This is a genomic window from Onishia niordana (genome assembly GCF_004798965.1).
GTDB lineage: Bacteria > Pseudomonadota > Gammaproteobacteria > Pseudomonadales > Halomonadaceae > Onishia > Onishia niordana.
On record NZ_SDSD01000001.1, the window covers coordinates 1 to 12732 of the forward strand.

Sequence of the window (12732 nt, forward strand, 5' to 3'; positions counted from 1 at the left end):
GACCGGGCAAACCAGCGGCGAGTTGAACGCCGATCGAGTGGAGGCGCATTTTACCGTTTCCGGCTGTTTTGTCAATGTTGATCGATTCAAATCATTCGAAAAACCTTAACGAAAACAAGTGCTTCCAACACCCTACACCGCTTCCGACGTGTGCTCGTCGGCGGCAGCGGATGCGTACTTTACGGACTATCGGCGCACCACGCAAGGGCTTTTTAGCACTAACATCAAAAACGGCCCAATACCTTTCACCAACCACACCACTGGCGCTTTCGCTGTGCCGATCAATGAGACTAGTCCAGGCCCAAGGAACTCGCCAGATGAAATATCAGCACCCACCTAACAATGAGCATCTGCAACTCGGCCCCCACATGTTGGTGGGACTATTTGGCATAGCCATCTGATCAACACTGCCGGGCGCCCTCCTCCTTGCGGCCGAGTGGCGTATGACAGTCGATACACTCAGATCACGAATAGGTCTACGAAGCGATGAACTGGCGTGGCCTCGAGGCGGGCCTGATCGGTGCAAAGGGCAAAGATGTCGTTGCAGCGACGCGGCACGAAGCGGGTCGCCAGGTTGGCCTTGAACTTATCCTCGAGCAGCGGAATGCCTTCTTCACGGCGCCGGCGGTGACCGATCGGGTATTCGACGGCGACCTGCTCTGTCTTGCTGCCATCCTTGAAGAACACCTGAATGGCATTGGCAATGGAGCGCTTGTCGGCCTCGAGGTACTCGCGGGTATAACGCGCGTCCTCGATGACCTCCATCTTGTCCCGCAGCTGATCGATAATGGGATGGTCACGATGAAAGGCATCCTCATAGTGCTCAGCGGTCAACTGGCCGAAGGCCAGCGGTACGGCGGTCATGTACTGTAAGCAATGATCCCGATCGGCCGGATTGGCAAGCGCCCCTACCTTGGAGATGATGCGAATCGCCGACTCGTGGGTGGTGATCACGATCCGGTCGATCTCGTCGAGTCGATCCTTGACCTGCGGATGCAGCGTAACAGCGGCTTCGCAGGCGGTTTGGGCGTGAAACTCCGCCGGGAAGGATATCTTGAACAGCACGTCCTCCATCACATAGCTGCCATAGTCCTGGCTGATGGCGAACTGACGCTGCCCTTCCGGTTTGATCTGCTGATCCTTGTTGGTCTTGGCGAACAGCACATCATAGAAGCCCCACTGAGGCGCACTGAGCACCCCGGGAATTCCCATCTCGCCGCGCATGGCGATATCGGCTAGGCGCACGGCGCGAGATGTCGCATCACCGGCGGCCCAGGACTTGCGCGAGCCGGCATTAGGCGCATGACGATAAGTGCGCAGACTCTGACCGTCGACGAAGGCATGGGACAGCGCAGACAGCAACTGCTCACGATCAGCCCCCATCAGCTTGGCGACCACTGCGGTGGAGGCCACCTTGACCAGCACCACGTGGTCGAGCCCCACGCGATTGAAAGAATTCTCCAGTGCCATCACGCCCTGGATTTCGTGGGCCATGACCATTGCCTCGAGCACTTCGCGCATGGTCACCGGTTGGCGGCCGTCGGCTACCCGTTGCTGCGACAGGTGATCGGCGACGGCGAGAATCCCGCCTAGGTTATCCGAGGGGTGTCCCCATTCGGCGGCCAGCCAAGTGTCGTTGTAATCGAGCCAGCGGATGATGCAGCCGATATCCCAGGCGGCCTTGACCGGGTCGAGGCGGAAGGACGTGCCCGGCACCCGCGCACCATGGGGCACTGTTGTACCCTCCACCAATGGCCCCAAATGCTTGGTGCACTCGGGGAAACGCAGCGCCAGCAGACCACAGCCGAGCGTGTCCATCAGGCAGTTGCGCGCCGTCTCCAGGGCCTCGGCGCTGTCGATGCGATAGCCCAGTACATAGTCTGCGATCCGTTGAAGCTCGGTATCATAATCCGGACGAACATTGGCTTCTGCGGTGGCATCCATGGCAGATCCTCCTCATCACTGGCGGGTCATACGTCATTGCTGACCACTTCACTATAAGTAAAGGATAGGTAAAGGCGACGCCCCAGGAAGTGGGCCGGTGTAAAGGCAATACGTCAGACCGACCACTTCACGGCAGCAACGCTCTAAAGGGCTCACCGGCAACGCTTGTCAGCAAGGCAATCCGGTCAACAGACAGATCAGAAGCTGTCACCGGGCACGCGAACGAAGCCCTCCATCAGCACCCGCGCGCTACGACTCATTACCGCCTGATCGATCATCCAACGACCGTCTACCAGACTCGCTTCCGCACCAACCCGTAGGGTGCCGGAGGGATGGCCAAAGGTGACGGCATTGCGCTTGCCACCGCCGGCCGCCAAATTGACCAGCGTTCCCTCGATGGCTGCCGCCGAGGCGATAGCGACTGCCGCGGTACCCATCATGGCGTGGTGCAACTTGCCCATTGAGAGGGCCCGTACCCGCAGATCGATCTCCTCGGCCTCGACCGCCTTGCCGCTGGAGGCGGTGTAGCTCGCCGGCGGTGCCACGAAGGCGACCTTGGGCGTGTGCTGGCGATTGGCGGCCTCGCCAAGCTCGTTGATCAGCCCCATGCGCAGGGCCGCGTGGGCGCGGATGGTCTCGAAGCGTTCGAGCGCCCGGGGATCGCCATTGATCGTCTCCTGGAGCTCGCTGCCGGTATAGCCGAGATCGGCGGCGTTCACGAACACCGTGGGGATGCCGGCATTGATCATCGTCACCTTAATGACGCCCTCCTCCACTACGTCGGCCGGCACCTCTAGATCATCGACCAGCTGACCGGTGGGAAAGATAGCGCCCTCGCCGTCTGCGGGATCCTTGAAGGCCACGGGCACCTCAGCGGCCGGGAAGGTCACGCCGTCGAGCGCAAAGTCGCCCGTCTCCTGCACCTGGCCATCAATGATCGGCACCCGCGACAGGATCGTCTTGCCAATGTTGGCCTGCCAGATACGCACCTCAACCACGCCATTTTCCGGGATTCGCGCGGGATCTATAAGGCCATTACTGATAGCGAAGGGGCCCACCGCCGCAGAGAGGTTGCCGCAGTTACCGCTCCAGTCGACAAAGGCCTTGTCGATGGAGACCTGCCCAAAGAGGTAGTCGACGTCATGGTCGGGGCTCTCACTCTTGGAGAGAATCACGGTCTTGCTGGTGCTGGAGGTCGCCCCGCCCATGCCGTCGATCTGTTTCTGGTAAGGGTCGGGACTGCCGATCACGCGCAACAGCAACCGGTCGCGGGCCTCCCCGGGGACCTGGGCAGTGTCAGGCAGGTCGGTGAGTCTAAAGAAAACCCCCTTGCTGGTGCCGCCACGCATATAGGTGGCGGGCACTTTTATCTGCGGATGGTGGATCATGCAGCCTCCTCAGGCGACCTCGCTGGATTCAAGAAAGTCCTGAGCAAAGCGCTGCAAGACGCCGCCAGCCGAGTAGATGGACACCTCTTCAGCGGTATCCAGCCGACAGATGACCGGTACCCGCTCGACCTCACCCGTCTGGCGGTGAATCACCAGCTCGAGGGTGGCGCGCGGTGCCGACGTTCCTTCCACATCATAGATCTCGGTGCCGTCCAGTTGCAGCGTGTGGCGGGTGGTGCCCTCCTCGAACTGCAACGGCATCACCCCCATGCCGACCAGGTTGGTGCGGTGAATACGCTCAAACCCTTCGGCGATGATGGCTTCGACACCCGCAAGCGCCACGCCCTTCGCCGCCCAGTCACGTGACGAGCCCTGGCCGTAGTCGGCACCGGCGATAATAATCAACGGCTGCTTGCGTTCCATGTAGGTTTCGATGGCCTCCCACATGCGCGTGACCTGGCCTTCCGGCTCGATGCGTGCAAGCGAGCCTTGCCGCAGCTTGCCGTCCTCGTCCCGCACCATCTCGTTGTAGAGCTTGGGGTTGGCAAAGGTGGCGCGCTGAGCGGTGAGATGATCGCCGCGATGGGTCGCGTAAGAATTGAAGTCCTCCTCGGGCAGGCCCATCTTGTCCAGGTACTCGCCCGCCGCACTGTCCAGCATGATGGCGTTGGACGGGGATAAATGATCCGTGGTGATGTTGTCCGGCAACACCGCCAACGGTCGCATGCCCTTGAGCATTTTCTCGCCGACCATACCGCCTTCCCAGTAAGGAGGACGACGGATGTAGGTGCTCTGGGGACGCCATTGATAGAGCGGGCTGACCTCAGTGCTCGCACCCTTGTCCACATCGAACATCGGGATATAGGTGGCCCGAAACTGCTCCGGCTTGACGCTCTTCTTGACGATGGCATCGACCTCCTCGTCAGCGGGCCAGATATCCTTCAGCGTGACCGGATTGCCCTCCTGGTCGTAGCCCAGAGCATCCTTTTCGATGTCAAAACGAATGGTCCCCGCGATGGCATAGGCCACCACCAACGGTGGCGAGGCCAGGAAGGCCTGCTTGGCATAAGGATGAATGCGGCCATCGAAGTTACGGTTGCCGGAGAGCACAGCCGTGGAATAGAGGTCCCGGTCGACGATTTCCTGCTGGATGTCAGGGTCCAGGGCGCCGGACATGCCATTGCAGGTGGTACACGCAAACGCCACCACGCCAAAGCCGAGATCCTCGAGCTCAGGCAGTAGGTTGGCCTCCTCCAAGTACATCTTCACGGTCTTGGACCCAGGGGCCAGAGAGCTCTTCACCCAGGGCTTACGTGTCAGCCCCAGCTGGTTGGCATTACGGGCGATCAGACCGGCCGCCACCATGTTGCGCGGGTTGCTGGTGTTGGTGCAGCTGGTGATGGCGGCGATGATTACCGCGCCATCGGGTAACTTGCCCGCCTTTTCTTCCTCTTGTGCCTTGTCCAGGTTCACGGCAATGCCACGCTTGGCGAGCTCGGAGGTCGGCAGGTGGGCATGCGGATTGGAAGGACCCGCCAGGGTGCGAGTGACCGAGGAGAGATCGAAAGTGAGCATGCGCTCGTACTCGGCATCCTCAAGGCTGTCGGCCCACAGGCCTGCGATCTTGGCGTACTGCTCGACCAGCGCCACCTGATCGTCATCACGACCGGTGAGCTTCAGGTAGTCGATGGTCTGGCCGTCGATGTAGAACATCGCCGCCGTCGCCCCGTATTCGGGCGTCATATTGGAAATGGTGGCACGGTCGCCCACGGTCAGCGCTTCGGCACCCTCGCCGAAGAACTCCAGGTAGGCGCCGACCACGCGCTGCTGGCGCAGGAACTCGGTCAGCGCCAGCACCATGTCGGTGCTGGTGATACCCGGCTGCAGCCGGCCGGTAAGCTTCACACCGACGATGTCGGGCAGGCGCATCATGGAGGCGCGACCCAGCATCACGCTCTCTGCCTCGAGGCCACCCACACCGACGGAGATCACGCCCAGGGCGTCAACCATGGGGGTGTGGCTGTCGGTGCCCACACAGGTATCCGGGAAGGCCACGCCATCCCGCTTCTGCACCACCGGCGACATCTTCTCCAGATTGATCTGGTGCATGATGCCGTTGCCGGGCGGAATGACATCGACGTTCTTGAACGCGGTCTTCGTCCAGTTGATGAAGTGGAAGCGGTCGTCGTTACGCCGGTCCTCGATGGCCCGATTCTGCTCGAAGGCGTCCTGCTCGAAGCCGGCATGTTCGACGGCCAGGGAGTGGTCGACGATCAGCTGGGTCGGCACCACCGGGTTGACCTTGGCCGGGTCACCGCCCTTCTCGGCGATGGCATCACGCAGGCCGGCAAGGTCGACGAGGGCCGTCTGGCCGAGGATGTCATGACACACCACCCGCGCCGGATACCAGGGAAAGTCCAGGTCGCGCCGACGCTCAATCAGCTGCTCGAGAGCATCGGTCAGCATCGCCGGATCACAGCGGCGCACCAGCTGCTCGGCCAGCACGCGCGAGGTGTAGGGAAGGGTGTTGAAGGCACCGGGCTTTATGTCGTCGACGGCCGCACGGGTGTCGAAATAATCAAGCGATGTGCCGGGTAAGGGCTTGCGGTACTCAGTGTTCATGGCGTGCACCATCGGTTCAGGGACAGAAGAAAAGGCGATTGCAGCGGCTATCCAGTCAGGAACAAGCCTGCGCGGGCACTATGAACCCATCCCTGGGTGCTACCGACGCCTTCCCTGGCGTAGGGCCCTCGCTTCGACTTGTCCCCGCCCTTATCAAGACAAGGGCTCAGACAGGCACGTCAGTCGCGCTCCTCGATGGGCACCCATTCGCTCTTCTCGGGGCCGACATAATCGGCGCTCGGGCGAATGATGCGATTGTTCTCACGCTGCTCGAAGACATGGGCGCACCAACCGGTGACCCGCGAGCAGACGAAGATCGGCGTAAACAACTTGGTGGGAATGCCCATAAAGTAATAGGCGCTGGCGTGGAAGAAGTCGGCGTTGCAGAACAGTTTCTTCTCACGCCACATGACCGCCTCGACACGCTCGGAGACTGGATACAGAACGCTATCGCCAACGTCCTCGGCAAGCTTCTGGGACCAGTGCTTGATGATGGCGTTGCGCGGATCGGACTCACGATAGATGGCATGGCCGAAGCCCATGATCTTGTCGCGGCGGGAGAGCATGCCCATGACCTCACGCTCGGCCTCTTCAGGCGACTGCCAGTCCTCGATCATCGCCATCGCCGCCTCGTTGGCTCCGCCATGCAAGGGGCCGCGCAGCGAACCAATGGCGCCGGTCACGCAGGAGTGCATGTCCGACAGCGTGGAAGCACAGACGCGGGCGGTGAAGGTCGAGGCGTTGAACTCATGCTCGGCGTAGAGAATCAACGAGACATTCATCACCCGGGCGTGCAGCTCAGAGGCCGGTTCATCATGCAGCAGGTGCAGGAAGTGCCCGCCGACCGAGGCGTCATCGGTCTCGGTCTCGATGCGCACGCCATCGTGGGTGAAACGGTACCAGTAGCAGATAATCGATGGCAGGACGGCGAGCAGGCGGTCGGTCACGTCCTGCTGCTGATCGAAGCTCTCTTCCGTTTCCAGGTTGCCAAGCATCGAGGCGCCGGTGCGCATCACGTCCATGGGGTGAGCGTCGGCGGGAATCTGTTCAAGCACGCTCTTCAGCGCCTGGGGCAGGCCGCGCAATCCCTTGAGCTTGGCGATATAGGCATCCAGCTCAGCCTGATTCGGCAGCTTGCCCTTGAGCAGCAGATAAGCCACTTCCTCGAACTTCGCCTTTTCGGCCAGTTCTTCGATGTCGAAGCCGCGATAGGTCAGGCCGGATCCGGTATGACCAACGGTGCACAGTGCCGTGGCACCGGCACTCTGGCCTCTCAAGCCGGCGCCACCGATGGGTTTATCTGCCATGTCGTGTCTCCTACTGACGTGTAAGCGAGATTATGCTTATTGTTGAGATGCTAAAGGCCCTCGACCCTGGACGGCTCAGGTCTGCTCTTTATCGGCAAAGAGCGCATCCAGTTTCTGCTCAAAGCGGTGGTAGTCGAGAAAATCGTAGAGCTCATCGCGCGTCTGCATGCTGTCGACCACGTCACGCTGATGCCCGTTGTCGTGGATACTCTGATAGACCTTGAGAGCCGCCGCATTCATGGCGCGGAAGGCTGACAGCGGATACAACACCATCCGGCAGCCGACCTCACCCAGCTCCTGCTGGCTGAATAGCGGTGTTGCCCCAAATTCGGTGATATTGGCAAGAATCGGCGCCTTGACCCTGTCGCAGAAGGCACGATAGTCCTCGAGACTATGGACAGCTTCGGCGAAGATGGCATCGGCGCCGGCCTCCACACAGGCATTGGCCCGGTCGATGGCAGCCTCGAGCCCTTCCTTCTGGAAGGCATCGGTTCGTGCAATAAGGTAGAAGTCTGGATCAATACGCGCGTCGGCCGCCGCCTTGATGCGGTCGACCATTTCCTCTTTTGAGACGATGGCCTTGTTGGGACGATGCCCACAGCGCTTCTGCGCCACCTGATCCTCGAGGTGAACGGCGGCAACGCCGGCGCGCTGCATCTCCTTGACGGTACGCTCGATATTGAAAGCGCCGCCCCAGCCGGTATCGATGTCCACCAGCAACGGGAGATCAGTGGCGGCGGTGATCCGCTTCGCGTCCTCGACCACATCATTCATGGTGGTCATGCCAAGGTCAGGCAGCCCGAAAGAAGCATTGGCCACTCCTCCCCCAGACAAGTAGATCGCCTGATGACCGACCCGCTGCGCCATCAGTGCGGTATAGGCGTTGACAGTGCCCAGGATGGGTAGCGGACGCTGCGCCTCGAGAGCGGCACGAAAGCGGGCACCGGGGGTAAAGGTGGTCATGGTGATCTCCTATCTGGATAAGTACCCCGGGCGACGTCCGTCATGGGGTAGAGGTGGATTCCTGGTCGAGAATAGCCGCATAGCGTTCGGCGACATTCGCCCTCGATGCGCTGACGTGACGTCGCATCAAAAGCTCAGAAAGCTCGGCATCACCGGCCTCAATGGCATCGACAATGCGATGATGCTCGACAAAGGCTCGCTGCGGCCGACTACCACTGGCACTGAACTGGGTGCGATAGAGCCGCACCAGGTAATAAAGATCGTCGCAGAGAATCGTCATCAGCATGCGGTTGTGACTGCCCTGCACGATCATGTAATGAAAGTCGAGATCTCCTTCCCGCTGAAAGTAGGCTTCACCGCGTCTCAGGTCCGCCTGGCGCTCGTGCACGGCCAGCACATCGCGCAAGCCCGCGATCTCCTCCGCGGTCATGTGCTCGGCAGCCAGCCGTGCGGCCATGCTTTCAAGCGCCTCGCGCACGTCGAATAGCTCGATCAGCTCCTTCATCGACAGCTTGACCACGCGAGCACCGACGTGGGGCACCCTCTCGATCAGGCGATGCGTCTCGAGCCTGCGCATCGCCTCGCGTAGTGGACCGCGAGAAATGCCGTAGGCCTTGGACAGCCCCGGCTCTGTAATTTTGCTGCCCGGCGCCAGATCTCCGCGCACAATGGCGCTCTGCAACTGGTTGAAGACCCGCTCCGCCAAGGTGCGCACTTCGGGGGTCTCAAGATCCGTTGAGGTTGTTGTCATGTTAATTGTCGACAATTAGATGATGAGATGAACTTTAGCCAGCTGTCTCGTCGGGGTCAATACGCATGCACCCCGCAAAGACTACACCTTTGGGCGTAAGGCTAAAGACGAGCATGAAACTTGTTGTCGACAATGTTAGCAGAGTTGATAGGGTAACGCCGAGCACTTCCCTCTTCATCAACGCTGAAGCCGAGAGAGATGGGACAAACGGTCTCATGCGGCCTAGAATGTGCCGCTCGTTGAAGAAAAGCGCACCCCATGAGTTCACCGATGGAAATCACGCCACTGCCCTACCGGCAGGACCCGCTGGGCTACTTCGCTCCCTTGCGCGAACGGCGCGGCGCTGTATTGCTGGACAGCGGGCGCCCTCAAGGCCCAGGCGGGCGCTATGACATCATGAGTGCTGAACCCTTAGCCCTGATGAGTGTCAGCCCCACTGGCGAGGTAAGCAGCGATAGCGACACACCACTACCCAGGGATCCGGTCGCCGCCCAGAAGGCACTGCTGTCTCAGCTTGACGTCGAGACACCTGAGAGCCATCTGCCCTTCCTCGGCGGCCTAATCGGCTATTGGAGTTACGACTTCGGGCGCTGCCTGGAGCCAATCCACGGCAAGGCCACGGATGCAGTGGAGCTCCCGTGGAGTCGCGTCGGCCTCTATGACTGGGCGATCATTCAAGATCATGTCCGAGGCGAAAGCTTCCTGGTAGCCGACAAGAAACGGCGTGCCCAGGTGGAAGCGTGGCTTGCGATCGCACCGCCTACCATTACCCCTTTTACTATCACGGCCCCTTTTGCGGGCGAGCAGGACCGGAAGGGCTACGGTGAGCGTTTTCGCGCCGTGCAGCACTACATTCATGCTGGCGACTGCTACCAGATCAATCTGGCTCAGCGCTTCAGCGCCCCCTATCAGGGCGATTTATGGCAGGCCTACCTGAACCTGCGTGAGGCAACCCCCACGCCGTTCGCCGGCTACATGGCCTGGGATGACAAGGCGGTACTATCACTATCGCCGGAGCGGTTTCTGCAATGTCATCAAGGCCGTGTCGAGGCACGGCCGATCAAAGGCACTCGCCCGCGTGGCGAGACAGCCGAACAGGATGCGGCCCTGGCCAATGAGCTAAAGGCCAGTGCCAAGGATCGGGCCGAGAACGTGATGATCGTTGATTTGCTGCGCAACGACCTGGGGCGGTCTTGCGCGCCGGGTAGTGTCAAGGTGCCCCAGCTGTGCGGTTTGGAGAGCTACGCCAACGTACACCACCTGGTCAGTGTGGTTGAGGGTCGCCTAGCCAATGACCAAACCCCTCTCGACATCTTGGCGGCCGCCTTTCCCGGCGGCTCTATCACCGGCGCACCGAAGATCCGCGCCATGCAGATCATTGACGAGCTGGAGCCCAGTCGACGCAGCGTCTACTGCGGTAGCCTAGGCTATATCGACCACCGCGGACACATGGACACCTCGATCGCCATTCGCACCGCGGTCGCCAGTGCCGGACAGCTCCACCTCTGGGGCGGCGGTGGTCTGGTAGCAGACTCCGAGGAAAGCGCCGAATTCGCCGAGACGCTGGACAAGATCCGCCACCTGCTGACGGCCCTGAGCGATATTGCCCCCCAGTGAGGCCATCGAGATCCCGGCTCTGATTAGCACCAAGGATTCTAACCATCCTCTAGGGGCAATCATTTCGCTATATAAGAACCGAACCAATGGGTATTGGGGCTCCAGACTGGCGATTTGCTAGGGTGGCGCCATCATCGGAATTTGACCGGTTCCCCATCATTTCAGGAGGCCCCCATGGATTTTGACATCGACGCTATCAATCGCGACCTCAGCCACGACCCCGAGGCGCTGACGCGCTGGGCGCTGAGTCACAACAAACATGCTATTTGCACCACCAACTTCCGTCCCTTCGAGGCGGTGATCCTGCACATGGTGTCTCAAATCCAGCCGGACATCCCTGTGGTCTGGATGGACTCGGGCTATAACACGGAAGCGACTTATCGCTTTGCCGACGACGTCATCAAGCGACTGAATCTGAACCTGGTGAGCTACCTGCCCAAGCGGACCCGGGCCCATCGCGAAGCACTGGAAGGCGCCATGCCAACCATCGACGACCCGCGTCATGCCGCCTTCACGGAGGAGGTAAAACTGGAACCCTTCTCCCGTGCACTGCGCGAAATGGCCCCGCAGGTGTGGCTGACCGCCCTGCGCGCCGAAGACACCCCCGAGCGGGCCAAGATGCAGCCGGTATCGGTCAACGACGATGGGCTGATTAAGGTCGCCCCAGTGCTGAACTGGAGTGCCAAGGACATGTATGACTACCTAGTAAAGCACGACCTGCCCAACAACTTTGACTATTTCGACCCCACCAAGGTAGAAGACAAGCGCGAGTGCGGGCTACACCTTCAGCACTGACCCGCCAAGCGCGTCAAGGCGACAGACAGATCCAAGAAGGCCCCGGCAGCACAAGCTATCGGGGCCTTTCTGTATTTAGCTGACGAAGATGATCGACGCTGGTAACTCAGCGTACCGGCAGGGTGATGTCAGTAAAGAGTTCTTGGTCGTGGCGCGGTCCGGCTGCCAGTGCCGCCTCGACCAGATCGCGATCGAGATGCGGCGCGAATCCCTGAACGAAGTCGAACATAAAACCGCGCATGAAGGTGCCGCGGCGAATGCCGATCTTGGTGGTCGAGCTCTCGAAGAGATGACTGGCATCCAACGCCACCAGGTCTCCATCAGCCTCTGGGTCAACCGCCATGTGAGCGACGATACCGACCCCAAGGCCGAGGCGCACATAGGTCTTGATGACATCAGCATCCGCGGCGGTCAGTACCACGTTGGGGGTAAGATCCTTGGCACGGAACGCATCGTCTAACTGAGAGCGGCCGGTGAAACCGAACACGTAGGTAACGAGCGGGTAATCGGCAAGCCCTTCCAGTGTCAGTTTTCCTGCCTCGGTCAGTGGATGCCCCTTGGGCACCAGTACACAGCGATTCCAGCGATAACAGGGCAACAGCACCAGGTCGTTGAAAAGCTCAAGGGATTCTGTGCAGATAGCGAAATCGGCCTGACCTTCGCTGACCATCTCGGCAATCTGTTTGGGGGTACCTTGCTGCATGTGCAACGCCACTTCGGGGTACTTGCGGGTAAACTCACCGATCACCGGCGGTAGCGCATATCGCGCTTGGGTATGCGTGGTAGCGATCGACAGGCTACCCCGGCGCTCGTTACTGTGCTCCTGAGCGACCTGCTTAATGTTGTCGGTCGTGCGCAAGACCTGCCCTGCCAAATCAATGATCGCCTGGCCAGCGGGCGTCACGCGAGTGAGGTGTTTACCGCTACGGGCAAATATCTCAATACCAAGTTCGTCCTCCAGCAAACGAATCTGCTTGGAAATGCCTGGCTGCGAAGTAAAAAGGCTCTGCGCCGTGGCCGAGACGTTGAGGTTATGGCGGGTGACCTCCCAGATATAACGCAATTGCTGCAGTTTCATCCCCGAAACGCTCCTTATGCCCACGCATTGACCGAGCCGTCGGCTCACAGTTTTAATACCGCTAAGCAATAACATGATGTAGCATGATTACTTTATGCTATAAGCCTAGCATATAAAAAAGCTCCACGAGAGCCCGGTGGCTAGGCCAGATTATTGCATCTGACTATCGGTGTGATTGTGGATCGGGCATTTGCCAGCGGCCCTGGCGGCCGCTACCATCTGCCGACTACGCTTAAGAAGCGCGCGTTCAACGCGTAATGCAATGGG

Annotated in this window: 9 protein-coding genes; 2 read left to right on the top strand and 7 right to left on the bottom strand. The window is 60.3% G+C overall.

What is annotated here, in order from left to right; translation table 11 throughout:
- Positions 1-459 precede the first annotated feature (459 nt).
- The 6 genes from prpD to ETC27_RS00030 all read right to left on the bottom strand — a co-directional run bounded on the left by prpD (position 460) and on the right by ETC27_RS00030 (position 8975).
- Entirely contained in the window at positions 460-1944 is a 1485-nt protein-coding gene (gene prpD, locus ETC27_RS00005; protein ID WP_136252950.1) for a 2-methylcitrate dehydratase, read from the bottom strand.
- Positions 1945-2141: 197 nt separating this feature from the next.
- Positions 2142-3332, bottom strand: a complete 1191-nt coding sequence (gene prpF / locus ETC27_RS00010) for a 2-methylaconitate cis-trans isomerase PrpF (protein ID WP_136252951.1) — start codon at positions 3330-3332, stop codon at positions 2142-2144.
- Between the two features lie 9 nt (positions 3333-3341).
- Positions 3342-5954, bottom strand: coding sequence for a Fe/S-dependent 2-methylisocitrate dehydratase AcnD (acnD, locus tag ETC27_RS00015; RefSeq protein ID WP_136252952.1), 2613 nt, complete (start codon positions 5952-5954; stop codon positions 3342-3344).
- 179 nt (positions 5955-6133) lie between these two features.
- Entirely contained in the window at positions 6134-7261 is a 1128-nt protein-coding gene (gene prpC / locus ETC27_RS00020; RefSeq protein WP_136252953.1) for a bifunctional 2-methylcitrate synthase/citrate synthase, read from the bottom strand.
- 75 nt (positions 7262-7336) lie between these two features.
- Positions 7337-8224 (bottom strand): methylisocitrate lyase, encoded by an 888-nt coding sequence (prpB, locus tag ETC27_RS00025; protein ID WP_136252954.1) that lies wholly within the window; start codon positions 8222-8224, stop codon positions 7337-7339.
- Positions 8225-8264: 40 nt separating this feature from the next.
- A complete protein-coding gene (locus tag ETC27_RS00030) occupies positions 8265-8975 on the bottom strand; it encodes a GntR family transcriptional regulator (RefSeq protein WP_136252955.1) in 711 nt (236 codons plus the stop codon).
- A gap of 258 nt (positions 8976-9233) precedes the next feature.
- Here ETC27_RS00030 and pabB point away from each other — a divergent pair, with 258 nt between their 5' ends.
- Together pabB and ETC27_RS00040 are read left to right on the top strand one after the other, a co-directional pair.
- Positions 9234-10592 carry an aminodeoxychorismate synthase component I gene (gene pabB / locus ETC27_RS00035; protein WP_136252956.1) on the top strand — a complete coding sequence of 453 codons (1359 nt, stop codon included), beginning with the start codon at positions 9234-9236 and terminating at the stop codon, positions 10590-10592.
- 174 nt (positions 10593-10766) lie between these two features.
- Positions 10767-11387 carry a phosphoadenosine phosphosulfate reductase domain-containing protein gene (locus tag ETC27_RS00040; RefSeq protein ID WP_136252957.1) on the top strand — a complete coding sequence of 207 codons (621 nt, stop codon included), beginning with the start codon at positions 10767-10769 and terminating at the stop codon, positions 11385-11387.
- A gap of 106 nt (positions 11388-11493) precedes the next feature.
- On the opposite strand, the gene cysB is transcribed toward ETC27_RS00040, so the two are convergent.
- Positions 11494-12465, bottom strand: coding sequence for an HTH-type transcriptional regulator CysB (gene cysB, locus ETC27_RS00045; protein WP_136252958.1), 972 nt, complete (start codon positions 12463-12465; stop codon positions 11494-11496).
- Positions 12466-12732 lie beyond the last annotated feature (267 nt).